This window comes from Actinomadura sp. NPDC047616 (genome assembly GCF_040642915.1).
In the GTDB taxonomy this organism is placed as follows: domain Bacteria; phylum Actinomycetota; class Actinomycetes; order Streptosporangiales; family Streptosporangiaceae; genus Spirillospora; species Spirillospora miaoliensis.
In genome coordinates this window covers 99,574-123,209 of sequence record NZ_JBEYTB010000017.1, presented here as the reverse complement: position 1 = coordinate 123,209, position 23,636 = coordinate 99,574, and the positions used below count along the sequence as shown (strand labels likewise).

Sequence of the window (23,636 nt, the reverse complement as noted above, 5' to 3'; positions counted from 1 at the left end):
TGAACGATGGTGCGAACGGTGCGCACGCGGCGGCGCCCACGTGCGTGTTCGTGTGGGCGGGCGTGTGCGTGTGCACGTGATGCGGCCGGCGGCGATCACCTACGCGTGGGTCGCGGGCCGGGTGGCCGGTGCGCGGCGGGTCACGCCGCGCGGGCGGTGCCCGGTCGCGGTTCCTGGTGGGCGAAGGTGCCGGCGGTGACGGATGGTGTCACCGCACGGGTGCCGGGTGGGTCGTCCCCACGGCGGTGGGGCCGCCGGTGAGGGCTGTCAGCAGCGGAACACCTGCAGCAGCGTGGAGATCTGTGCGGCTGTTCTGCGGGTGAGGCAGCGGGGCCGGGCATCGAAGCCGTGCGGCCGGTGGACGGTCAGTGTGAGGTTGCCGTCCAGGTGGGGCACGAGGACGCAGTCAGGGCCGTGCAAGGGGCGGTTGTCGGTGGCGATGCCGCGAAGTCTCAGGTGGGAGACGTGCAGCGGGCCCTGGACGGGTTCGTGGTTCTGGCAGGACTGCCCCGCGCCGACCCGTTCGGCCATGGCGGCAGTGCCGGCGGGTTTGGCGGCGGCGCTGGGGGCTTTCCGGCTCGGCGCGGATGCGGTGACGCGTTCCTGGACGCGCGTGTCGCTCGCCTGTGCGTCGCTCGCCTGCGTGTCGGTGATGCGGGTGTCGGTTGCGCGCGGGGCGGCGTGCGCGGTGTCGGCGCGGGTGTGGGTGGCGGGGTGGGCGGAGGCGGTGGCGTGCGGGGACAGGCCCGCGATGAGCACCATGAGCACGGCCAGCAGGCATGACAGCACGGCCGACGCCCGTGTGAGCGTTCGCGCCAGTGTCACCGCCGGCCCCCTCATCGTGTCGGCCCCGGGTGTGGTCCCCGGATGTCGGCATGGTGCGTCCGGTCGCGTGGACCGGTTCCGAACAGTGATCTGATGGTGACGATAAGGCAGCGTCGCCCGTGTGAGGTTATCGCCGTGTTAAACATGTCGGAAATCACATGTCGGGCTCCGGTCGCCTCTTGCGGCCCGGCGTGGCGGAACGCGCAGGTCACCGCCGTGCGGGGGTGGTCGGCGGCGGGTCGGCGCGCCGGCGCGGCCGGTGCGGGCCGTGTCGGCGGGGCCAGCGAATTCAGGCCGGCGGGTCAGGTCCGGGCGGCGTGTCAGGCGGGTTCGGCGCGCAGTTCGACGGGTTCGGCGATGACGTCGACGAGGGCGCCGTTGCGCAGGACGGTGATGGGCAGGGGACGGCCGATCGCCTCGGCGAACATGAGCCGCTGCAGGCCCTGGGCATGGGTGACGGGGGCGCCGCCGGCGGTCAGGACCAGGTCGCCGGCGCGCAGCCCGGCGCGGGCGGCGGGGCTGGCGGGCACGACCTCGGCGATGCGCACGGCCTGCCGCTGCGCCAGGCGCGGGCGCAGCGCGGCCGGGACGGGGACGGGTGCGGCCACGACGCCCAGGTAGGCGCGGCGGACGCGGCCGTCGCGCATGAGCGCGCCGATGATGCGGCGGGTGGTGGTGTTGATCGGCACGGCCAGGCCGAGGCCGATCCCGGCGACGGCGGTGTTGACGCCGACGACGCGTCCGGTGGAGTCGGCCAGGGCGCCGCCGGAGTTGCCGGGGTTGAGGGCGGCGTCGGTCTGGATGACGTCCTCGATCATGCGCACGGCGCTGCCGCTGCGGGCGGGCAGGGACCGGCCGAGGCCGCTGACGACGCCGGCGGTGACCGATCCGGCCAGGCCGAGGGGGTTGCCGACGGCGACGACGAGCTGCCCGACGACCAGGTCGTCGCTGTCGCCGAGGGTGACCGGGCCGGGGGTGTCGCCGTCGGCGCGGACGACGGCCAGGTCCGACAGCGGGTCGGTGCCCACGACGGTGAAGGAGGTGGTGGTGCCGTCGGCGAAGGCGGCCTGGCCGCCGCGGGCGCCGCCGACGACGTGGGCGTTGGTGAGCAGGAATCCGTCGGAGGTGAAGGTCACGGCCGATCCGGCGCCGTCGCGGCCGTGGTGGCGCACGTGCAGGCCGGCCACGCGCGGGGTCAGGTCGCGCGCCACGGCGGACACGACGCGGGAGTAGGCGTCCAGGGGCCCCTCGTCACGCGGGGCGCCTCCGGCGGGGTCGCCGGGGCGGTCAGGGCCGTCGGGGCCGGGGTGGGGGCTGGGTTCGGAGACCATGACACCTCCCGCTGATTACATCGTTACACGGCAACACCGGTTGTCGGGGGCCTGTTCCCGGCCGTGGGTGCGGCCCGTCCGGAAGATCACCTAGGCTCGGGGCATGCGGGGGTTGGCGCGTGAGCAGGAACGGCCCGTCGTCGTCGAACGCGCACGGGGCGGGGACGGCGAGCTGGTGCTGCGCAGGTGCGGCGAGCACCACGAGATCATCAGCAACGGGGTGTTCCTGATGGACACCCGGGACGGGCGGTCCGAGCGGCTGCTGGTGCGCGCGGCGGTGGCGGATCTGGACCCGCCGGCGCGGGTGCTGGTGGGCGGGCTGGGCGTGGGGTTCTCCCTGGCCGAGGCGGTGACGCTGCCGCAGGTGGCCGCGGTGACGGTGGTGGAGAAGGAGCCCGCGGTCATCGCCTGGCACCGCACGCACCTGCGTCACTGCTCGGCGGGGGCGCTGGAGGATCCGCGGGTGCGGGTGCACTGCGCCGACCTGCTGGAATGGCTGACCCCCTCCCCCGGCCGGGAGCCCGAGGCGGCGGGCGGCGAGGCGGTCGGCGGGGTGTTCGACGCGGTGTGCCTGGACATCGACAACGGGCCGGACTGGACGGTCACCGCGTCCAACGCGCGCCTGTATGGGGCGGCGGGGCTGGATCTGGTGGCCGCGCGGATGTCGCGGCGCGGGGTGCTGGCGGTGTGGAGCGCGGCCGCCGCCCCGGCGTTCGAGGAGCTGCTGCGCGGGCGTTTCGCCGATGTGCGGGTGCGGCGGGTGCCGGTGCCGCGCGGCGAACCCGATGTGATCTATCTCGCGCGCGGCCCGCGCGAGGCCTCCGCCACCGGCGCATAGCCGGCGCGCCCCGGGGGCCGACGGCCGCCCGCAGGCGGCGTGGCGGGTGATGTGGCGGGAGACGACAAGAATCCGGGGGTGGATTCTGTAGGGGTGCCGGATCCACCACCTCGTGCCCGGTTCGCTAGGTTTCGGGCTGTCGTTAAGCGAGGGAGGTTCTGTGGCTACCGCTCATGTGGCCCGGCGGCGTGCGGCCGTCCTGGGTGATCTGCTGCCCGGTTCGTTGGCACGGGACGCGGCGCTGGTGGTCGGCTCGGCGGCGCTGGTCGGTGTCGCCGCGCAGGTCGCCGTGCCGATCCCGGGGACGCCGGTGCCGGTCAGCGGGCAGACGTTCGCCGTGCTGCTGGCCGGGGCGGCGCTGGGCTGGGGGCGCGCGGCGCTGGGGATGGTGGTGTACCTGGCGGCGGGTCTGGCCGGGATGCCGTGGTTCGCCGAGGGCGCCTCGGGTACCGGGTCGCCGTCGCTGGGGTACGTGCTGGGGTTCGTCGTGGCGGCGGCCGTGGTGGGCCGGCTGGCCGAGCGCGGCGGTGACCGCACCCCGGTCCGCACGGTCGGCACCATGCTGGCCGGCACCGTGATCATGTACGCGGCGGGCGTGCCGTACCTGATGGCCGCGCTGGGCGTGGACCTGGGCCGGGCGCTGGAGCTGGGCGTCACGCCGTTCCTGGTCGGGGACGCGCTGAAGGTGCTGCTGGCGGCGGGGCTGCTGCCGGCGGCGTGGCGGCTGGCGGGCACCCGCCGCGACGGCTCCGCCTGACCCTGCCTGCCCCTGCCTGACTCCGCCTGGCCCGTCCGATCCTGCACGGTTCGTTCGGTGCGCCGGGCCGATCCGCCCGTCCCGGGTGCCGCCCGGGGCGGGCGGTCGCCTGTCCGGGGCCTTGCCTGGTGGTGGGATTGGCGGTGGGTCCGGCGGTGGCCTGCGGGTACCTGTGCGGGGCGCGGGCGCGGGGCCGGGCGTGTGGCGTACGCCTCAGAACGACCACCGGTCGCCCCTGTTTGAACGGGTTCAAATCTGCCGTACAGTGGGCGGCGTGAGGCTCGCCGTGTCCGCACCGGACCGTCTCGACGTGCGCACCGTCGAGATCGACGATCCGGGCGATTTGATCAGTTGTCTTCCGCATCCGTCCGCGCTGGCGTGGGTCCGGCACGGCGAGGGCCTGGTGGGCTGGGGGGAGGCGGCGCGGCTGTCGGTCCCGGCGGGGCCGGACCGGTTCACCGCGGTGCAGGACCTGCTGGCCGAGCTGTTCGGCGGGGCGCGGGTGGACGACCCGCTGGACGTGCCGGGGTCGGGGCCGGTGGCGTTCGGCAGTTTCGCGTTCGACCCGGACTCGGGCGACTCGGTGCTGATCGTGCCGCGGCGCGTGGTGGGGCGGCGCGGCGGGCGGGCGTGGCTGACCACGATCGGTGAGGCGTCGGGCCCGGTGGCGCGTCCGGTGGAGTCGGCCGACCCGCTGACGGCGCCGTCCCGGCTGAGCTGGAGCGACGGCGCGCTGAGCGCGCCGCGGTGGGAGCGTGCGGTGGCCGCGGCGGTGCGGGACATCCGCGCCGGGCGGCTGGGCAAGGTGGTGCTGGCCCGCGACCTGTTCGCGCAGGCGGACGAGCCGATCGACGCGCGGGTGCTGCTGGCGCGGCTGGCCGAGCGGTTCCCCGCCTGCTACACCTTCGCGTGCGGGGGGCTGGTGGGCGCGACGCCGGAGCTGCTGATCCGCCGGACGGGTGACGAGGTGGAGTCGCTGGTGCTGGCGGGCACGACGGCGCGCGGCGCGGATCCGGATGAGGACGCCGAGCGGGCGGCGCGCCTGGTGGCGTCGGCCAAGGACCGTGAGGAGCACGCCTACGCGGCGCGGATGGTGCGGGAGTCGCTGGCGCCGTTGTGCGCCGAGCTGAGCGTGCCGGACGACCCGCGGGTGCTGACGCTGCCGAACGTGATGCATCTGGCGTCGCCGGTGCTGGGGCGTCTGCACGGTGAGCGGTCGGTGCTGGACGTGGTGGAGGCGTTGCATCCCACGCCCGCGGTGTGCGGGACGCCCACCGACCGTGCCCTGGAGCTGATCGGGCGGCTGGAGGGCATGGACCGGGGCCGTTACGCGGGCCCGGTGGGGTGGGTGGACGCCCGCGGTGACGGCGAGTGGGGCATCGCGTTGCGGTGCGCGGAGCTGGACGGCACGCGGGCGCGGCTGTTCGCCGGGTGCGGGATCGTCGCCGATTCGGATCCGGCGGCGGAGCTGGCCGAGGCGCAGAGCAAGTTCCGCGTCATGCGGTACGCCCTGGAAGGCTGACCGGACGGCTGATCCTGGAAGCCCCGGCTGGAACGACTGCCTGCGAGGCTGGGCGGGGTGACGCCCCTTCCCCGCCCTCCTGCCGGAGGGGGTCAGGTGGGGGGTTGGCAGGTGGGGCACCAGAACAGGTTGCGTCCGGCCAGGGTGCGGGCGCTGATGGCGGTGCCGCAGATCAGGCAGGGCTGGCCGGTGCGGCGGTAGACGTAGACCTCGCCGCCGTGGTCGTCGATGCGCGGGGGGCGGCCCATCGCCTCGGGGGTGTGCTCGGGGCGGACGGTGTCGATGCGGCCGGTGCGCACGCCGTCGTTCATCAGCAGCACCAGGTCGTCCCACAGGGCCTGCCACTGGGGGCGGGTGAGGGCGCGTCCGGGCAGGTCGGGGTGGACGTTGCCGCGGAACAGCACTTCGGCGCGGTAGATGTTGCCGGGTCCGGCGACCACCGACTGGTCCATCAGCAGCTGGGCGATGGGGGCGCGGCTGCGGGTGATGCGGCGCCAGGCCCGGTCGGGGTCGGCGTCGGCGCGCAGCGGGTCGGGGCCCAGGCGGTCGCGCAGCAGTTTCACCTGGGGGGCGTCGAGCAGTTCGCAGGCGTTGGGGCCGCGCAGGTCGGCGTGGTCGCCGGTTCCGGTCAGGCGCAGCCGGACCTGCCCGACGGGGGCGGGGGCGGGCAGGGGCCCGAAGGTGTACTTGCCGTAGATGCCCAGGTGCACGTGCAGGACGCGGTCGTGGGCGAAGTACAGCAGCAGGTGTTTGCCGTGGGCGTCGGCGTGGTCGAGGACGTGGCCGTCGATGAGGCGGGCGCCGTCGGCGAAGCGTCCCTGGGGGCTGTGGGCGCGCACGGGCCGGCCGCCGAACCGGTTGCGGTGTTCGGCGGCCAGGCGGTGGATGGTGTGTCCTTCGGGCATAGCGCGCCCAGCATAGGCGGGCGGTGATCTCCGACGTGCCCGAATCGGCCGCCGCCCCGGCTGGGGCACGGCCGATTCGTCCGTGCGGGGACGCCGCGCGGTGGGTCAGCCGCGGGTGGCGGCGCCGACGTCGTGCATGTGCCGCAGCGCCTGCCGGTAGGAGTCGACGAGGCCGGTCTCGGTGTAGGGCAGGCCGACCTGGGCGCAGTGCGCGCGGACCAGGGGCTGCAGGCGGCGCAGGCTGGGGCGGGGGGCGCTGGGGAACAGGTGGTGTTCGATCTGGTAGTTCAGGCCGCCCATCAGCCAGTCGGTGAGCAGGCCGCCGCGCACGTTGCGGGAGGTGAGCACCTGGCGGCGCAGGTGGCCCCAGCGCTGGCCAGGGCCGGGCATGGCCATGCCCTTGTGGTTGGGGGCGAACACGCAGCCCAGGTGCAGGCCGAACAGCGCGTGGTGGATGAAGATGAACGCCACCGCCTTGCCGGGGGACATGAGGCTGAACACCAGGGCCAGGTAGCCGGCCAGGTGCGCGGCCAGCACCCCGGCCTCCAGGAGCCGCCCGCCGCGCCCGTCCCGCCAGCCGGTCTGCCCGCCGCGCCGGTCGCCGGGGCGGGAGCGCAGGTGCAGGACGCTGCTGATCTTCAGGTTGAAGCCTTCCAGCAGCAGCAGGGGGAAGAACGCGCCGGCCTGGTGGCGGGCCAGCCATGCCCAGGCGCCGCGGCGCCGCTCGGCCTGCTCGGCCGTCCACACCAGGACGCCTTCGCCGACGTCGGGGTCCTTGCCGACGTGGTTGGGGTTGGCGTGGTGGCGGTTGTGCTTGTCGTTCCACCAGGACTGGCCCATGCCCAGCAGCAGGTTGCCCAGCAGCAGGCCCAGCCACCAGCCGGAGCGGGCGGTGCGGGTGATCTGGTGGTGCCCGGCGTCGTGGCCGAGGAAGGCGGTGCGGGTCGACAGCACCGCCAGCGGCACCGCCAGCGCCAGCACCCACCACGACGAGCCCGCCCAGGCCACCGCCGCCCACGTCAGGGCGGTGCCGCCGAGGGTGATCACGATGTCGCGCACGTAGTAGCCGGTGCGGCGGTCCAGCAGGCCGCTGGCGCGGACCTTGCGGGCCAGCGGCGCGAAGTCGCTGCCGGACGAGCCGCCGGCCGGGCCGCCGACGCTTGCGGCGCTGGTGGCGTGGTCCGCGCCTGAGCCGGCCGGTGCGGGGCCGGTGGCGGTGGCGGGCAGGGCTGCGGGCATCAGTCCTCCGTGGTTCGCGGATGGGAAAGCGGGGTGCGCGGCGTCGTCCGCCGTGGTGATCACCTGGTGGGGACGCTATGCGCGCGGGTGCCGGACGGTCGCCCCGCCGCAGAGCCAAGCGCGGTATGGCTCCCAGGTCTGAGGTGGGACGGCCCGACCTGCACCTGAAGTACGGGGTGATCACCGGCACCTGTCAGCCTGCCGCCGCCCGGCGCGGGGCGCACGGGGGCCCGCTCCCCTGCGGGGGTGGTGCCAGCCCCCCTTTGCGAGGGGGGACAATCCTCCCCTGGAGGTCTCCCTGGGCTTTCCCCGGGGCGTCTCCCCCGTCCCGCGGGCACCTCCGCGCGCCGGCCGCCCCCTGCCCACCGTTGGGAGCACAAGCGGCATATAGGGTCGTAAGTCATGAACGCGAGCACTCGGTGGATCGAACTGGACGGTGCGGTCAACGTCCGCGACCTGGGCGGGCTCCCCACGCTCGACGGGCGCGCGACACGGCGGGGACGGGTGCTGCGCGCCGACAACCTGCAGGATCTGTCGGTGAAGGACGTGCGGGTGCTGCTGGACGAGCACGCCCTGAAGAACGTGATCGACCTGCGCAGCGAGGCCGAGGTGCGCCTGGAGGGCCCGGGGCCGCTGACGCGGGTGCCGTCGGTGCGGCTGCACCACCTGTCGCTGTTCGCCGAAGGCGGCGTGTACACCGACGTCACCGCCGACACCCCCGACGGCCAGACCCCCCGCACCGGCGACCCCGCAGGCACGGCGGACGCGGCGGGCACGGCGGACGCGGTGGACCTGGACAAGGTCCTGCCCTGGCAGAACCGCGCCGACGGCGGACCCGAGCACGAACGTTCCATCGCCCACTACCTGGGCTACATGCGCGACCGGGCCGACTCCATCGTGGCGGCGCTGCGGGTGATGACGCGCACCGACGGGGCGGCGCTGGTGCACTGCGCGGCGGGCAAGGACCGCACCGGCGTGGTGTGCGCGCTGGCGCTGGAGGTGGCGCAGGTGACGCGGGAGGCGATCGTCGCCGACTACGCGATGACCGGGGAACGGCTGGAGGCGATCCTGGCGCGGCTGCGGGCCAGCGACACCTACGCCGCGGACCTGGACTCGCGTCCCGCCGACAGCCACCGGCCGCACGCGTCGATCATGGAGAAGTTCCTGGCGCGGGTGGACGAGGAGTTCGGCGGGACGCTGGAGTGGCTGGCGCGGCACGGCTGGACCGGCGACGACACCGCCGCCCTGCGCGACCGCCTGGTGACCTGACCGGGTTCCCGGCTCTGACGGCTCCCCTCACGACCTTCCGGCCCCCTCCCCGGCCACCTCGCCCGGCCGCACGCCTGGCCTTGCCGCGGCCTGCGGCGCGGGCCGGCGTTCGTTAGCGGCGACGGCGAGCGGGTAGCGACGGCTCGACATCCGCCGATGGGAGGAGCCGTTCGATGCCTCTGACGCTCAAGCCGCCCCTGACCGCCCGGGCCATGCCGTCGCGCAGGCTTTCACACAGGCTTTCACGCAAGCCGCCGCGCCTGCCCGCACAGCTGTCCGCACGCCTGCCCGCACGCCTGCCGGAGGGGTTGACGGCACGCCTGCCGGGGCGGGGCCCGGGGCGCAGGCCGCCGCGGGCCCTGCGGGCGGCGTTGCGGGCGCCGGACCGTTCCGCCCTGGCCGACCTGCTGACCCGCCGTCCGGTCACCGTTCGCGACGTGCGCCGCAGCCTGGGCGTGGAGACCGCCACCCGCCGCTGGCTGATCGCCGGCGTGCTGCCGCTGTGGCTGGGCGCGGGACTGGCCGACTGGTACGCCCACCGCCGCACCCGCATCGAGGACACCGCCGGCGCCCGCGAGTCGCTCATCCACGCGGTGATGATGGCCGAGGCGGGCGTGCCGGTGACACTGGGCCTGTTCTGCGAGGTCAACGCCGGGGTGCTGGCCGGGTGCGCCGCCGCCTACGGCGCGCACACCGCCACCGCGTACTGGGACGTCACCTACGCCGAGCAGCGCCGCCGCGTCACCCCGGCCGAGCAGCACGTGCACAGCCTGCTGGAGATCGTCCCGCTGATGGCCACGGGGTTCTTGGCGGTGCTGCACTGGGACCAGGCGCGGGCGCTGGTGACCGGCGGCCGCTCGGCCGACTGGGCGATCCGCGCCAAACGCCGCGACCCGCTGTCCCCGCGCACCCGCGTGGCGCTGGTGGGGGCGATGCTGCTGTTGGGGGCGCTGCCCTACGCCGAGGAGATGCGCCGGTGCCTGCGGGCGCGGCCGACGCTCAGGGCGCAGCCCGAGGCGCCCACGCCGCCGACCCGCACGCTGGCGATCCCCGCCGATCCCGCCGGGTCCACCGGGTCCACGGGGTCCGCAGGTTCGTCCGGGTCGTCCGCGGCCTTCTGACACCCCTCACCGCACCCGCCCGGGGTGATCAGCCTGCGGCGGTGCGGGCGCGGGCCTCGGCGATCCACCGGTCGGCCTGCTCGGCCAGCCACTCGACGCCCGCCTCGGCGCGTTCCCGGTCGCCGGTGTTGAGGAAGTCCAGCTGCAGCCCGGCGAACGCGGCGTTCTGCACGGTGGCGTAGTGGCGGGCCAGGTCGGCCGGGACTCCGCGCACGCGGAACGACTCGGCGACGAACTCCACGCGGTCGGCCAGCAGCCGGGTCACCTGCCCGGCCAGCCGCCCGCCCGCCGCCAGGCCCTCGATCTCGTGCACCAGGCGGATGAACGGCAGGTTGTCCTCGCGCAGCTGCCAGCGCCAGGTGTCGCGCACGATGTCGCCCATGGACCGCTCGCCGTCCCAGCCGGGCAGCGCCCGCAGACGCTCGCGCTGCTGCTCGTCCAGCCGCGCCAGAACCTGCCCCAGAAGGTCCTGCTTGTCGGCGAAGTGGTGGGTGAGCACGCGGGTGCTGTGGCCCAGGTGCTGGGCCAGCGGCCGCATCGACAGCGTCGACAGGCCGTGGTCGGTCAGGTAGGCGACGACGGCGTCCAGCAGCTCGGCGCGGCGGCGCGGGTCACGGGGCCGGGCCATGGCGTGCTCCTCGGGCTCCTCGGGGGCTGACCGGGTGGCGTGGTCGACCCCCACCCTATTAAGGTAACAGTCGTTACGTTAATTCGGTGTCCCCACCAGGAGCCCACCCATGCCCACCACCCCCACCCCGGCCACCCCAGCACGCCCCCGCACCGGCCGCCCACCGGCCCGCCGCCTGCGGGCACGGCTGCCACCCGGCTGGCTGCTCGCCCTCACCCTGACCACCTTCGCCTTCTCCACCGACGACTACGTCATCGCCGGCGTCCTGCCCGCCATCGCCACCGACCTGCACGTCACCGAAGCCACCGCCGGACAGCTGGTCACCGCCTTCTCCCTCACCTTCGCCCTGGCCTCACCCCTCATGGCCGTCCTGGCCGCCACCTGGCCACGCCGCCGCCTGCTCACCGGCGCGCTGCTGCTGTTCACCGCCGCCAACCTGGCCGCCCCACTGGTCACCACCTACTGGCAGCTGACCGCCCTGCGCGTCGCCGCGGCCCTGGCCGCCGCCACCGTCGTCCCCGCCGCCCTGGCCATCGCCGCGCAACTGGCCCCCCAAGGCCGGCAAGGCCGCTACCTCGCCCTCGTCATGACCGGCCTGTCCGGCTCCTTCGTCCTCGGCGTCCCCCTGGGCACCTGGGCCGCCGCCGCCACCGGCTGGCAGGGCGCCTTCGTCCTCGGCGGCACCCTCGGGCTGGCCGCGCTCGCCGCGGTCCGCGCCACCCTCCCCGACCCGCCACCCGCACCCACCGTCACCCTCACCGAACGCCTGTCCCCCCTGACACGCCCCGCCGTGCTGACCGGACTGGCCGCCGCCACCGCCTCCGTCCTGGGCAACATGCTGTTCCTGACCTACCTGGCGCCGTTCCTCCGCGACATGTCCGGCACCGGCCCCACCACCCTCGGCTGGGTGTTCGCCGTCTGCGGACTGGCCGGCATCGCCGGAGGCCAACTCGGCGGACGCGCCACCGACCGCTGGGGCCCCTCCACCGCCCTGCTGCTCAGCGGCGCCCTGTTCATCACCACCATGGCCGTGCTGCTGCTGTGCTGGCACACCCGCCCCACCCACCTGGCCCTGGCCCTGCCCCCACTGCTGCTGTGGACACTGGCCGCCTGGGCGGTACCCCCACCCACCGCCGCCCGCCTGCTCACCCTCGCCGGACCCGCCGCCCCCCAAGCCCTCGCCCTCAACAGCAGCGCCGTCTACCTCGGCGTGTCCGGCGGCGGAGCACTCGGCGGCGCACTCCTGGCCACCCACGGCGGCGCCGCCCTGCCCATCGCCGCCGCCACCAGCATGCTCACCGCCCAAGCCCTGTTCGCCCTCGCCGGACGCCTCACCCGCTGACACCCTCCGCCCCAGCAACCCGGGGCACAGGTCAACGAGTCTCGGCGGCCAGGCGCACCCCCAACCCGATCAACACCACACCCGACACCTGCTCCAACCGCCGCCGCACCCCGGCACGCCCCAGCACCCGCCTGGCCGCCCCCACCAACCACAGCACCGCCCCGTACCAGACCACGTCGACCAACGCCCACACCACCGTCAAACCCACCAGCATCACCAGCACCGGCCACCCCGTCGGCACCGACACCGGAACGAACTGCGGCAAGAACGAAACCGCGAACACCCCCGCCTTCGGATTCGCCACATTGGTGATCAACCCCAGGCGGAAACACCGCCACAGCGAATCCCCGCCCCCAACCGCATCAGACGACACGGTCACGTCCGCACCCTCGCCCCGGCCCCCAGCCCCCTCATCACCCCGGCGACGACGCGCCTCCCACAACGCCCGCACACCGAACCACACCAACACCACCGCACCCACGATCCGCAATCCGTCATACACCAGCCGCGACGCCACCAGCAGCGCCGACAACCCCACGGCGGCCGCGACCCCCCACAACACCACCCCCGCCTCATTCCCCAACACCGCCGCCACCCCCGCACGACGCCCCGACCGCACCGCCACACGCATGATCACAATCGTGCTCGGCCCCGGCGCCATCGCGATCAACATCGCGGCACCCGTGAACGCCACCAACGTCTCCAGCATCCCGCCATGCTCACCACACCACCCCCACCCCGCAACAGCATTTCCCCCGGCCGCGGCCACACCCCCCAAAGACCAGGCGTCAGACAGACCCGTCAGACCGGGCCGCCGTCCTCCCCATCCCCACCATCCGTCGGCCCCGGCGACGGCGAAGACGGCGAAGGCGACGGAGACGTCGGACTCGGCGACGGACGCGGCGCCTGCGTCGGGGGAGGCACCACCGGAGGCGACACCGACGGCGACGGCGGATCCGGCGGAGGCACCGGCGGCTCACTCACCCTCGGCTGACACGCGAACAACACCAACATCAACAACCCCAACAACAGCAACACCGCCGCCAACATCACAATCGCCGCGACCAACGGCCGATCCGATCGCCCCGCCCCCGGCAACACCCCCACCGGCCCCCGCAACCGAGGCTCCCCCAACGCCGGCTCCCCCGCCCCCAACCAATACGGCTGAAACTGCGGACCCCGACGCCGCCCATTCCACCGCCCACCAAAAGAACCCCGCAACAACACCGAATCCAAAAACCGCTCCGCCCCCACACGATCAGGACGATCCGCGTCATACCGCGTCGCCACCCACGGCGCCGAACCATCCGGCTGCGCCGCCACCACCGGCGCCGCCTCCCCCTCACCAACCCCCACCCCAGACCCCTGCCACGCAGCCTCGATCGCCGCACGAAAACGATCCCGAGCCGCCGCATCCCCCGCGGCCCCACAATTCAACACCGCCACACTCGCCTGCCGCCCCTCGGCATCCACACCCAGATACACGATCCCCGCAGACGACTCCGCCAACCGCGCCGACAACCGATACGGCCCAAGCTGAACAGGATCCTCCGATGGCAGCGGCCTCGACATGGCCGCCAGACTAACAACCCCCACCCACCACCAGACCCCACCACACCCGCACGTCCCGCACACCCCCGCAAACGTGATCGCGTAGGGTCGAAAGGAGCGCCCGGCCGCTCCCCGCGGGACCACTCCGAGGACAGTGAGGACGCCCAATGACCATCGCCGCCCACGATGCCGACCAGGCCGCGACCCTCCTCCAGCAAACCGTGAGCGAGGTCAAAAAAGTCATCGTCGGCCAGGACCACATGGTCGAGCGCATGGTCGTCGCCCTCCTCGCCAAAGGCCACTGCCTCCTCGAAGGCGTCCCCGGCGTCGCCAAGACCCTCGCCGTCTCCACCCTCGCCCGCGTCGTCGGCGGCACCTTCGCCCGCCTCCAGTTCACCCCCGACCTCGTCCCCTCCGACATCGTCGGCACCCGCATCTACCACCCCTCCACCGAACAGTTCGACGTCGAACTCGGCCCCGTCTTCGTCAACTTCGTCCTCGCCGACGAAATCAACCGCGCCCCCGCCAAAGTCCAGTCCGCCCTCCTGGAAGTCATGGCCGAACGCCAGGTCTCCCTCGGCGGCAACACCTACCCCCTCCCCCAACCCTTCATCGTCCTGGCCACCCAGAACCCCATCGAATCCGAAGGCGTCTACCCCCTCCCCGAAGCCCAGCGCGACCGCTTCCTCATGAAGATCGACGTCCGCTACCCCGGCGCCCACGAAGAACTGCAGATCCTCCAACGCATGAGCGTCGACCCACCCGAGGCCACCCCCATCCTCGACCCCGACCAGCTCACCGCCCTCCAACGCGCCGCCGCCGAAGTCTCCGTCCACGAACTGGTCGCCGACTACATCGTCCGCCTCGTCATGGCCACCCGCGAACCCGACCAGTACCGCCTCCCCGACCTACGCCAGGTCATCGAAATCGGCGCCAGCCCCCGCGCCACCCTCGGCCTCGTCGCCGCCGCCCGCGCCCTCGCCCTCATCAACGGACGCGACTACGTCCTGCCCGACGACGTCCGCGCCGTCGCCCGCGACGTCATGGCCCACCGCATCGTCCTCACCTTCGACGCCCTCGCCGACGGCGTCGACACCAACGAAGTCGTCGCACAGATCCTCACCGCCGTCCCCCCACCCCGCGTCGTCTGGAACCACGGCGCCGCGGTGAGCGCATGACCACCCCCACACCCCGCCCCCACCAGGGCACCCCACCCCAGGCCGCCCCGGCACCCCAACCTGCCTTCCACCCACCCGCCGACACCCCCACCCGCCCACGCCGCACCGACAAACTCGCCGCCCTCGCCCCCGAACGCACCCTCCGCCGCCTCGAACTCGCCGTCACCCGACGCCTCGACGGCCTCCTGCACGGCGAACACATGGGCCTGCTCCCCGGCCCCGGCACCGAACTCGCCGAAGCCCGCCTCTACCAACCCGGCGAAGACGACGTCCGCCACATGGACTGGGCCGTCACCGCCCGCACCACCACACCCCACGTCCGCGACCTCATCGCCGACCACGAACTGCAGGTCTGGGCCCTCACCGACCTCAGCCCCAGCATGCAGTTCGGCACCACCACCCTCCTCAAACGCGACCTCGCCGTCGCCGCCCTCGCCGCCGTCGGCTTCCTCACCGTCCGCCTCGGCGACCGCGTCGGCGCCTACCTCCTCGGCCCCGGCGGCCTCCGCCGCTGGCCCGCCCGCACCGGCAAAGCCGCCATGTACACCCTCCTGCAAGCCGTCCTCGACACACCCACCCCCACCGCCGACACCCACCCCCACACCCCCACACCCGACCTCGCCCAAGCCATCACCGCCCTGCACCGCGGCCAGACCCGCCGCGGCCTACGCGTCGTCGTCTCCGACTTCCTCGACCCCACCGACCCCGCCCTCCACAACCCCCACCCCACCTGGGAACGCCCCCTCCGCCGCCTCGCCGCCCGCCACCAGGTCCTCGCCGTCGAGATCATCGACCCCCGCGAACTCGACCTCCCCGACGTCGGCCTGGTCGAAATGGCCGACCCCGAAACCGGAACCGTCCACGAGATCGTGCTCAACCGCCGCACCCGCCAACGCTACGCACAGGCCGCCGCCGCCCAACGCCAACGCACCCGCGACGTCCTGCGCCGCTGCGGCGCCCACCACCTCATCCTCCGCACCGACCGCGACTGGATCACCGACATCGCCCGCTTCGCGCTGCGCCAACGCCGCGCCGCCGGACGCGCCGTCGCCGCCCAGGGGGTGCGCCCATGACGTTCCTGTCACCCGAACGCCTCTGGCTGCTGGCCCTGGTCCCGCTGCTCGCCGCCGCCTACGTGCTCATGCAGCTGCGCCGCCGCCGCCACACCGTCCGCTTCACCAACCTCGCCCTGCTCAGCCAGGTCGCCCCCCGCCGCCCCGGCTGGCGCCGCCACGTCGCCGCCACCCTCTTCCTCAGCATGATCCTGCTGATGATGATCGGCTTCGCCCGCCCCGCCACCGGCGTCAAGGTCCCCCGCGACCGCGCCACCGTCATGGTCGCCGTCGACGTCTCCCTGTCGATGATGGCCCGCGACGTCACCCCCACCCGCTTCGAGGCCGCCAAGGCCGCCGCCAAGAAGTTCATCCGCGACCTGCCCGGCCGCTTCAACGTCGGCGTCGTCTCCTTCGCCGGCAACGCCAACCTCGTCGCCGCCCCCTCCACCGACCGCCAGGCCGCCATCGCCTCCATCGACCAGCTCGTCCTGGCCAAACGCACCGCCATCGGCGAAGCCGTCTTCACCTCCCTGCAGGCCGTCCGCTCCTTCGACGCCCAGGCCAGCCAGGGCGACCCCCCGCCCGCCCACATCGTGCTGCTGTCCGACGGCGACAACACCACCGGCCGCACCGTCCCCGAGGCCATCGACGCCTCCCGCGGCGCCCACGTCCCGGTGTCCACCATCGCCTTCGGCACCCCCTACGGCACCGTCGACATCGAAGGCGAGACCACCAGCGTCTCGGTCAACAAGGAGACCCTGCGCATGCTCGCCGAGAGCACCGAGGGCAAGGCCTACGAGGCCACCGACGCCGACCAGCTCTCCGAGGTCTACGCCAACATCGGCAGCTCGCTCGGCTGGAAGATCGAACACCGCGACGTCTCGGCCCGCTTCACCGGCATCGCCCTGCTGTTCGCCCTCGCGGCCGGCGGCACGTCCCTGGCCTGGTTCTCCCGCCTGCCCTGACCGCCACCCGGCCCGTTCGAGACCGCCCGACACGGCGGCTCCGGCGCCCCTGCGGACTCCGGCGGTGACGCCCGCCGCGCGCGGCAGGCCCGCGACGCTGGTACGGTCGGCCGACGTGGGGGAACACTACTTCGCCTCGCGGCCCGAGGCGGCCAGCCGCCGCCGCACCGTCGACCTCGTCCTGCCCGACCTGCACCTGCGGCTCGAAACCGACAGCGGCATGTTCTCACCCGACCGCGTCGACCCGGGCACGCGCATCCTGCTGGAGACCGTCCCCCCTCCCCCGACCACCGGCACCCACCTGGACCTGGGCTGCGGCTACGGCCCCATCGCCCTCACCCTGGCGACCCGTTCCCCCCAGGCGAATGTTTGGGGCGTGGATGTGAATCGCCGGGCCTTGGAACTGGCTGAGCAGAACGCCACAAGCGCGGGCCTTGACAATGTAAGGTTCTGCTTGGCGGACGAGATCGACCCCGGGCTCCGCTACGACGCGATCTGGTCCAACCCGCCGATCCGCATCGGCAAGAAGGCCCTGCACGACCTGCTGCTCACCTGGCTGCCCCGCCTCACCCCCGGCGGCCGCGCCCACCTGGTCGTCCAGAAGCACCTCGGCTCGGACTCCCTGCAGCGCTGGCTGAACGACCAGGGCTTCCCCACCGAGCGGATCGCCTCCCGCTCCGCCTACCGGGTCCTCGCCGTGTCCGCCCGAACGCAGGAAGGTCAAGCCCCATGAGCAAGCCGCAGACCGCCGCGCCCACCCGCCGGCAACTGCGCCCCACCGACGTCAAGCGCCTCAACCGCGACTGGCGCCGCCGCACCGACGCGCGCCTGGGGCTGCTGGTCGAGTCGGTCACCCAGCCGTTCAACCTCGGCTCCATCCTGCGCAGCGCCGCCGCCTTCGGCGTCGAGCACCTCTGGCTGGCCGGCAACGCCACCACACCCGACCACCGCGCCGTCGGCAAGACCGCCCTGGGCAGCGAACGGCTCGTCCCCTGGGAGCACGCGGGAACCGCCGCCCAGGCCGCCGACGCCGTGCGCGAGGCGGGCCTGCGCCTGGTCGCGATCGAACTCACCGGCGACGCCCAGCCCCTGCACGAGGCCCCGCTCGACGGCGACGTGTGCCTGGCCGTGGGCGGCGAGGACCACGGCTGCTCCCCCGCCCTGCTGGCCGCCGCCGACGCCGTCGCCTACATCCCCCAGATCGGCCGCGTCGGCTCCCTCAACGTCGCCGTCGCCACGGCCATCGCCCTCGCCGAGGCGCGTCGCCGGGAGTGGGCCCACGACCCTACGCCTTGACAAAGTAAGGTGACACCCTGGGTCGGGGAAGATCGCGTATGGCCGCGCCGGACGGCGATAATCGGGACGTGCGGCGCACCTACGCATTCCTCGACCACGACGGCCCCATCGCCTTCGCCCACCGCGGCGGGGCCGCCGGCCGTCCCGAGAACTCCATGGCCGCCTTCCAGCGCGCCGTCGACCTCGGCTACCGCTACCTGGAGACCGACGCGCACGCCACCGCCGACGGCGTCGTCGTCGCCTTCCACGACCGCACCCTCGACCGCGTCACCGACCGCCGCGGCACCATCGCCCGCCTCCCCTACGCCGAGGTCGCCAAGGCCCGCATCCACGGCACCGAGCCCATCCCCCGCCTGGACGACCTGCTCGGCTCCTTCCCCGAGGCCCGCTTCAACATCGACCTCAAGGACGCCCCCGTCATCGGCCCCCTCGCCCGCGCCCTGCACCGCACCAAGGCCTGGGACCGGATCTGCATCACCTCCTTCTCCACGCGCAGGCTGGCCCAGATGCGCGCCCGCCTGCCGCTGTTCACCGACAAGGACGTGTGCATGGCGCTCGGCCCCCGCGGCGTCATGGCGCTGCGCGCCAAGTCCTACGGCGGCCCCACCGCCAAGCTCGTCCGCCTGGCCGCCACCGGAATCGCCTGCGCCCAGGTCCCCCACGGGCTGGGGCCGGTCCCGTTCGTCACCGAGTCCTTCGTCGCCCAGGCCCACGATCTCGGCCTGCAGGTCCACGCCTGGACCGTCAACCACCCCGCCGAGATGGAACGCCTCCTCGACCTGGGCGTCGACGGCATCATGACCGACGACCTGCTCGCCCTGCGCGACATCATGACCGCCCGCGGCCTCTGGCGCCCCATCCCCGCCTCGCCCAACGGCCACTGAGGCCCGCCGGCCCCCGCTAACCGGTGACGGCCGCGTCCGCGCCCCAGCCGGCCAGCAGCCGCAGGCTCTCCGCCGCCGCGGACCCCGCGGGGGCGTGGTAGACGGTCACCACCTGCTCCTCGTCGTCGGGCAGCCGGAACGACTCGAACGACAAGGTGAGGTCGCCCACCAGCGGATGGCGCAGCCGCCGGACACCGTGGCTGTTCTCCTTGACGTCGTGCCCCGCCCACAGGCGGCGGAACTCCGCGCTGCGCACCGACAGATCACCCACCAGCGCCGCCAGTCCGGGATCGTCCGGTTGGCACCCCGCGTACAGGCGCAGGGCACCGACGACGTCTGCCGCCATCGCCTCCCAGTCCGCGAACAGGCGCCGCTGGTCGGGCCGCAGGAACACCAGCCGGGCCCAGTTGCACTCGTGGGGCGGCAGCCGGTCCCAGTCGCCGAACACGGCCCCCGCCATCGCGTTCCAGGCCAGGATGTCCGTGCGCCGGCCCGTCACGTACGCGGGCACCCCCTCCAGGGAGGTCAGCATGTCCCGCAGTGCGGGACGCACCCGGTCCCGTGGAGGCGGCACGTCCCTCCTCCGGCGCTGGCACTTCACCAGATGCGTCAGATGCGCGTGTTCGGCGTCCGTCAGCCGCAGGGCCCGCGCGATGGCGTCGAGCACCTCGGCGGACACGTTGTGCCCCCGGCCCTGCTCCAGACGCGTCAGATAGGCGACCGACACCCCGGCGAGCTGTGCCAGCTCCTCACGGCGCAGCCCCGGCACCCGCCGATACCGCCCGCTGGACGGAAGCCCGACGTCCCCCGGCCTCACCCGGGCCCGGCGGCTGCGCAGGAACTCACCGAGCTCGCCACGCGGATCGATCGGCGGCCCACCGGGCTCCACCGCGTCCTCCACCCCAGCCCGATCGTCCATAGCGCTCATTATCCCGGCCGCTCCCCCGTACCAGCGCCCACGAGCCTGACCCTGCCAGTAGTAGGACCGGCTCCGGCGAACGCGACGATGACTCGGGCCGCGGCCGCCTCGACCTCGGCCCCGGCTTCGGCTTCGGCCTCGCAGCCTGATCCCCGTCCTGTCCCTTCGGCCAGGCTGATGAGGGGACGGGACGCTCTGGTCAGGCCGCGCCGTCTGGGGTGGGCGGCAGGGGGTTTCGGGCCAGGACGAGTTTGGTGGTGCGGGCGGTGTAGGCGGCCGGGGCGTCGTCCCAGTCGGCGGTCAGGGTGGTGACATGTTCGGCGGGGAAGCCGGTGCGGTGGACGAAGTCCAGCAGGTCGGGCAGCAGGGCGCGGGCGTGGGAGACCCCCAGGCGCAAGGTGGCGTCGGTGGTGTACATGCGCATCAGGGGCAGGCGGGTCCCGGTCGCCAGGTAGTAGCCGACGGCGGTGCAGATCCCGCCGGGCGCCAGGGCGCGCAGGGCGGTGCGCAGCCCGGACGCGCGTGAGGTCGCCTCGACTGCGACGTCGTAGGCCCGTGCTGGGCGGGCGTGCCCGGAGCGGGGGGCGGGGGCGGCGCGGGCTCCGAGGGATTCGGCGATGGCGCGGCGTTCGGGGTCGTCGTCGAGGTAGTCGACGGTGGCGCCGTGGGCGGCGGCCAGGCCGGCGGCGTACAGGCCGATGCTCTTGGCGCCGCCGCCCAGGACGAGGACGGTGCCGCCGTCGCGTTCGGCGAGCGGCGGGATGACGGCGCGCCAGGCGTCGGCGAGGTTGTCGCCGGCCGCGGCGACGCGGGCGGCGGGCACGCCGGGCGGGACGGGCACGAGCATGTGGTCGGCGTACGGGACGCGGATCAGGTCGGCGGCCATGCCGCCCCACGGGCCGCTGGCCGGCCCGAACCCGTAGGCGGCCAGAACCCGTCCGTCCGCGGTGGTGGCGCATTTGGAGGTGAGGCCGCGGCGGCAGGGTGGGCAGGTGCCGCAGGAGACCGCCCACGGCACCACCACCGTCTGCCCGACCTTCACCGAGGTGACGTCCGCGCCGACGGCGACGACCTGGGCGACGCACTCGTGGCCGATCGCGAACGGCCCGCGGAACGGCACCGGCCCGCACACGCACGCCACCACCGGATCCACCACGCCCAGGGCGATGCCGGCCTGCAGGGCGCGGGAGACCGGCCGGTGGATCGGCAGGGTGTCGCCGTCGCACCGGCCGACCAGGAACGGCCGCACGAGCGCATCACCCGGACCGGCCAGAACGGGAGCGTCCCGTTCCCGCCAGGCGAGCTTGCCGCTGCGCAGGAACACCAGTTCTCTCATGCGCCGCCCCGCAGACTCGGGACCAGGGCGCGGGCCTGGACGCCGCGGCGGCCCTGTCCGGTCAACGCCCCGGCCGGGACGGTGAGCTGGATCTTCGGCACGAGCCCCTCCCTGGTTGGATCTTCACCACTGGTTATGACGAGCGTTATAACCAGAAGTGGAGGCTAGACTATAACGACCGTCATAACGAGAGGGAGGCAACGTGACCCGGCGCACAGGCGCGTCCCGGCAGAAGATCATCGCTGGGGCCGCCGACCTGATCCGGCGGCGCGGCCTGGCCGGCAGTACCGTCCGCGACCTGGCCGGGCACTCCGGCGCCCCGCTCGGGTCGACCTACCACTACTTCCCCCGCGGCAAGCAGCAGCTGGCCGCCGAAGCCGTCCGCTACGCCGGCGACCTCGTCGCCGGGATCCTCGAACAGGAGCTGAAGGCCGGACCGGCCGCCGGGCTGCGCGCCTTCCTGGCCCTGTGGCGCCAGACGGTGCTCGACAGCGACTTCCGCGCCGGCTGCCCCGTCCTGGCCGTCGCCGTGGAAGAACCCCCCGCCGACGCCGACCCGGAAGCCGCCCGGGCCGCCGCGGAAGTATTCGCCGCCTGGCAGCGCCTGCTCGCCGCGTCACTACGCGACCATGGCGCCGACCCCCACCAAGCCGACCAGATCGCCACCCTCGTCGTAGCCTCCGTCGAAGGCACCGTCGCGATCTGCCGCGCCCAACGCGACATCACCGCCCTCGACCACGTCGCCGCCCAGCTCGAACGGCTCGTCCACAGCGCCGTCGGCTGACGCCGCCACCGCGCAGCACTCCCGCTCACGTGCGTACATGAGCGTCGAGCGATCACGATCTCCGCAGCCGTGCTTTTCAGCCGTCGTCGGCCGGGCGGGGGGCTCAGCGGGTGAAGCCGGGGCGTTGGGGGCCGCCGGGAGGGCGGTACTGGGCAGCGATGCGCAGTGGGGCGTGGTGGGGTTGGGGCGCGGACTGCGGCTCCGGGCGCTCCTCCACGCCGGACAGGCCGGTCTGGATGAGGTGGAGGCGCCCCTCCCGCAGGCTCTCCAGCAGCTCGAGGTCCTCGGCCGACACCAGGGCAGCCATGACCTTTCCCCGCCGGGTGAGCGCGATGCGCTCCCCGGAGTAGGCGACCCGGTTCACCAGGTCGGCGAACTCCGCGCGTGCCTCCGTCACCGGCTTCTCCACATGTTCATCTTACGGCGAACTTCCCTGTCCTCTCCTGCGGCCCGAACGTAGGCTCGACTCCGAAATGTACAGTACGTACAGATGATCTTCGGGAGGATTCATGCACGGACGGCTCACGCAGGGCATCGGCGAGGCACGGTCCGGGCCGGCGACGTACGTGGGCAGGAGCCGCACGGCGGTGGACGTGCCGGGGCAGCTGGGTCAGGAGCAGCTGATGCAGAGGCTGCTCGACCAGCGGATCCTGTTCGTCGGGAAGGAGATCGACGACGACCTGGCCAACCGGGTCTGCGCCCAGCTGCTGCTGCTGGCGGCGCACGACCCGCACCGCGACATCACCGTCTACATCAACTCCCCCGGCGGCGCGGTGGACGCCGGGATGGCGATCTACGACATGATGCAGTTCGTGCCCAACGACGTGGCCACCGTCGCGCTGGGCATGGCGGCGTCCATGGGGCAGATGCTGCTGTGCGCGGGCGCCCCGGGCAAGCGGTACGCGCTGCGGCACGCGCGGGTGATGATGCACCAGCCGCACGGCGGGGTCGGCGGCACCGCGTCCGACATCAAGATCCAGGCCGAGCAGTTGCTGTACCTCAAGCGGAGCCTGGCCGAGCTGATCGCCCGGCACACCGGGCAGCCGCTGGAGCGCATCCAGGCCGACTCCGACCGGGACCGCTGGTTCACCGCCGAGCAGGCCCTGGAGTACGGGTTCATCGACCACGTCGTCGACAGCACCGACCGGGTGGGGGCGTGATGGAGCGCTTCCCGCGGGCCGAAGGCCGGTACGTGGTCCCCTCGTTCGTCGAGCGCACCACGTACGGCTACAAGGAGATGAGCCCGTACAACAAGCTGTTCGAGGACCGGATCGTGTTCCTGGGCACGCCGGTCGACGACACCGCCGCCAACGACGTCACCGCGCAGCTGCTGGCGCTGGAGGGCATGGACCCCGACCGCCCCATCAGCCTGTACATCAACTCGCCCGGCGGTTCCCTGACGGCGATGATGGCGGTGCTGGACACCATGCGCTACATCCGCCCGGAGGTGGAGACCACCTGCGTGGGGCAGGCGGCGTCGGCGGCGGCGGTGCTGCTGGCCGCCGGGACCCCGGGGCGGCGGGCGGCGCTGGTCAGCTCGCGGGTCCTGCTGCACCAGCCGGCGATCGAGGTGGCCCGGGGGCAGTCCACCGACCTGGAGATCCAGGCGCGGGAGATCAACCGGCTGTGGGAGCGGATGGTGGCGATCCTGGGCGAGGCCACCGGCCGGGACCCGGCGCGGGTGAGCGAGGACATCTCGCGGGAGCGGTACTTCACCGCCGCCGAGGCGCTGGAGTACGGGCTGGTCGATCATGTGCTGACCACGCGGGGCTAGCAGGGGTGCGGGGGCGCCCGCCGGGCCGAACGTTTCTGCCGGGCGGCCCGGCGGGCCGGAAAGAGCAGGGTTGGAACGGCTCCACGACGGGAATCTTGTGACGGTCAGCAGCGTTGG

The 23,636-nt window shown here is 73.8% G+C and carries 24 protein-coding genes; 15 read left to right on the top strand and 9 right to left on the bottom strand.

Annotated features, from left to right (window positions below; translation table 11 throughout):
• Window positions 1-267: 267 nt before the first annotated feature.
• A complete protein-coding gene (locus ABZ801_RS33020; RefSeq protein ID WP_360705427.1) occupies window positions 268-825 on the bottom strand; it encodes a hypothetical protein in 558 nt (185 codons plus the stop codon).
• Between the two features lie 320 nt (window positions 826-1,145).
• On the bottom strand, window positions 1,146-2,156 hold the full coding sequence (locus ABZ801_RS33015) for a trypsin-like peptidase domain-containing protein (protein ID WP_360705425.1): 1,011 nt from the start codon (window positions 2,154-2,156) through the stop codon (window positions 1,146-1,148).
• Between the two features lie 103 nt (window positions 2,157-2,259).
• On the opposite strand from ABZ801_RS33015, the gene ABZ801_RS33010 reads away from it, so the two are divergent.
• From ABZ801_RS33010 to ABZ801_RS33000, 3 genes are all read left to right on the top strand, one after another.
• Window positions 2,260-2,994 (top strand): spermidine synthase, encoded by a 735-nt coding sequence (locus ABZ801_RS33010; protein WP_360705422.1) that lies wholly within the window; start codon window positions 2,260-2,262, stop codon window positions 2,992-2,994.
• A 160-nt stretch (window positions 2,995-3,154) separates the two neighbouring features.
• Entirely contained in the window at window positions 3,155-3,751 is a 597-nt protein-coding gene (locus ABZ801_RS33005) for a biotin transporter BioY (RefSeq protein WP_360705419.1), read from the top strand.
• 274 nt (window positions 3,752-4,025) lie between these two features.
• Window positions 4,026-5,273: an isochorismate synthase gene (locus tag ABZ801_RS33000; RefSeq protein ID WP_360705416.1), complete on the top strand. Its 1,248-nt coding sequence runs from the start codon at window positions 4,026-4,028 to the stop codon at window positions 5,271-5,273.
• A 92-nt stretch (window positions 5,274-5,365) separates the two neighbouring features.
• On the opposite strand, the gene ABZ801_RS32995 is transcribed toward ABZ801_RS33000, so the two are convergent.
• Together ABZ801_RS32995 and ABZ801_RS32990 are read right to left on the bottom strand one after the other, a co-directional pair.
• A complete protein-coding gene (locus ABZ801_RS32995) occupies window positions 5,366-6,178 on the bottom strand; it encodes a DNA-formamidopyrimidine glycosylase family protein (RefSeq protein WP_360705413.1) in 813 nt (270 codons plus the stop codon).
• A 105-nt stretch (window positions 6,179-6,283) separates the two neighbouring features.
• Window positions 6,284-7,417 (bottom strand): acyl-CoA desaturase, encoded by a 1,134-nt coding sequence (locus ABZ801_RS32990; RefSeq protein ID WP_360705410.1) that lies wholly within the window; start codon window positions 7,415-7,417, stop codon window positions 6,284-6,286.
• Between the two features lie 402 nt (window positions 7,418-7,819).
• Between ABZ801_RS32990 and ABZ801_RS32985 the strand changes: the two genes are divergently transcribed.
• Complete coding sequence (locus tag ABZ801_RS32985) at window positions 7,820-8,686, top strand: tyrosine-protein phosphatase (protein ID WP_360705407.1); 867 nt, start codon at window positions 7,820-7,822, stop codon at window positions 8,684-8,686.
• Between the two features lie 173 nt (window positions 8,687-8,859).
• Window positions 8,860-9,807 (top strand): hypothetical protein, encoded by a 948-nt coding sequence (locus ABZ801_RS32980; protein ID WP_360705404.1) that lies wholly within the window; start codon window positions 8,860-8,862, stop codon window positions 9,805-9,807.
• Between the two features lie 28 nt (window positions 9,808-9,835).
• On the opposite strand, the gene ABZ801_RS32975 is transcribed toward ABZ801_RS32980, so the two are convergent.
• Window positions 9,836-10,489, bottom strand: coding sequence for a TetR family transcriptional regulator (locus tag ABZ801_RS32975; RefSeq protein WP_344946273.1), 654 nt, complete (start codon window positions 10,487-10,489; stop codon window positions 9,836-9,838).
• Window positions 10,490-10,544: 55 nt separating this feature from the next.
• Between ABZ801_RS32975 and ABZ801_RS32970 the strand changes: the two genes are divergently transcribed.
• Window positions 10,545-11,777: an MFS transporter gene (locus ABZ801_RS32970; RefSeq protein ID WP_344946276.1), complete on the top strand. Its 1,233-nt coding sequence runs from the start codon at window positions 10,545-10,547 to the stop codon at window positions 11,775-11,777.
• Between the two features lie 31 nt (window positions 11,778-11,808).
• On the opposite strand, the gene ABZ801_RS32965 is transcribed toward ABZ801_RS32970, so the two are convergent.
• A complete protein-coding gene (locus ABZ801_RS32965; RefSeq protein ID WP_344946279.1) occupies window positions 11,809-12,486 on the bottom strand; it encodes a LysE family translocator in 678 nt (225 codons plus the stop codon).
• A gap of 1,009 nt (window positions 12,487-13,495) precedes the next feature.
• Between ABZ801_RS32965 and ABZ801_RS32960 the strand changes: the two genes are divergently transcribed.
• The 6 genes from ABZ801_RS32960 (at window position 13,496) to ABZ801_RS32935 (ending at window position 18,706) form a co-directional block, all read left to right on the top strand.
• Window positions 13,496-14,506 carry a MoxR family ATPase gene (locus ABZ801_RS32960; RefSeq protein WP_344946282.1) on the top strand — a complete coding sequence of 337 codons (1,011 nt, stop codon included), beginning with the start codon at window positions 13,496-13,498 and terminating at the stop codon, window positions 14,504-14,506.
• Window positions 14,503-15,579 carry a DUF58 domain-containing protein gene (locus ABZ801_RS32955; RefSeq protein WP_360705398.1) on the top strand — a complete coding sequence of 359 codons (1,077 nt, stop codon included), beginning with the start codon at window positions 14,503-14,505 and terminating at the stop codon, window positions 15,577-15,579. The genes ABZ801_RS32960 and ABZ801_RS32955 overlap by 4 nt, the downstream gene beginning before the upstream one ends.
• Window positions 15,576-16,526: a VWA domain-containing protein gene (locus ABZ801_RS32950; RefSeq protein WP_344946287.1), complete on the top strand. Its 951-nt coding sequence runs from the start codon at window positions 15,576-15,578 to the stop codon at window positions 16,524-16,526. The genes ABZ801_RS32955 and ABZ801_RS32950 overlap by 4 nt, the downstream gene beginning before the upstream one ends.
• Before the next feature lie 115 nt (window positions 16,527-16,641).
• Complete coding sequence (locus ABZ801_RS32945; protein WP_360705394.1) at window positions 16,642-17,259, top strand: methyltransferase; 618 nt, start codon at window positions 16,642-16,644, stop codon at window positions 17,257-17,259.
• A complete protein-coding gene (locus ABZ801_RS32940) occupies window positions 17,256-17,822 on the top strand; it encodes a TrmH family RNA methyltransferase (protein ID WP_344946293.1) in 567 nt (188 codons plus the stop codon). Before ABZ801_RS32945 ends, ABZ801_RS32940 begins: the two co-directional genes overlap by 4 nt.
• 68 nt (window positions 17,823-17,890) lie before the next feature.
• Window positions 17,891-18,706 (top strand): glycerophosphodiester phosphodiesterase, encoded by an 816-nt coding sequence (locus tag ABZ801_RS32935; protein WP_360705391.1) that lies wholly within the window; start codon window positions 17,891-17,893, stop codon window positions 18,704-18,706.
• A gap of 16 nt (window positions 18,707-18,722) precedes the next feature.
• Here the strand turns inward: ABZ801_RS32935 and ABZ801_RS32930 are convergent, their stop codons facing one another.
• Together ABZ801_RS32930 and ABZ801_RS32925 are read right to left on the bottom strand one after the other, a co-directional pair.
• A complete protein-coding gene (locus ABZ801_RS32930; RefSeq protein WP_360705388.1) occupies window positions 18,723-19,625 on the bottom strand; it encodes a helix-turn-helix transcriptional regulator in 903 nt (300 codons plus the stop codon).
• A 199-nt stretch (window positions 19,626-19,824) separates the two neighbouring features.
• Window positions 19,825-20,961 (bottom strand): alcohol dehydrogenase catalytic domain-containing protein, encoded by a 1,137-nt coding sequence (locus tag ABZ801_RS32925; protein ID WP_360705386.1) that lies wholly within the window; start codon window positions 20,959-20,961, stop codon window positions 19,825-19,827.
• A gap of 202 nt (window positions 20,962-21,163) precedes the next feature.
• Here ABZ801_RS32925 and ABZ801_RS32920 point away from each other — a divergent pair, with 202 nt between their 5' ends.
• Entirely contained in the window at window positions 21,164-21,745 is a 582-nt protein-coding gene (locus tag ABZ801_RS32920) for a helix-turn-helix domain-containing protein (protein ID WP_360705383.1), read from the top strand.
• Between the two features lie 103 nt (window positions 21,746-21,848).
• On the opposite strand, the gene ABZ801_RS32915 is transcribed toward ABZ801_RS32920, so the two are convergent.
• Entirely contained in the window at window positions 21,849-22,142 is a 294-nt protein-coding gene (locus tag ABZ801_RS32915; RefSeq protein ID WP_360705380.1) for a type II toxin-antitoxin system Phd/YefM family antitoxin, read from the bottom strand.
• 226 nt (window positions 22,143-22,368) lie between these two features.
• On the opposite strand from ABZ801_RS32915, the gene ABZ801_RS32910 reads away from it, so the two are divergent.
• Entirely contained in the window at window positions 22,369-22,905 is a 537-nt protein-coding gene (locus ABZ801_RS32910; protein ID WP_360705686.1) for an ATP-dependent Clp protease proteolytic subunit, read from the top strand.
• Window positions 22,905-23,519: an ATP-dependent Clp protease proteolytic subunit gene (locus ABZ801_RS32905; protein WP_360705377.1), complete on the top strand. Its 615-nt coding sequence runs from the start codon at window positions 22,905-22,907 to the stop codon at window positions 23,517-23,519. The genes ABZ801_RS32910 and ABZ801_RS32905 overlap by 1 nt, the downstream gene beginning before the upstream one ends.
• Window positions 23,520-23,636: the final 117 nt, after the last annotated feature.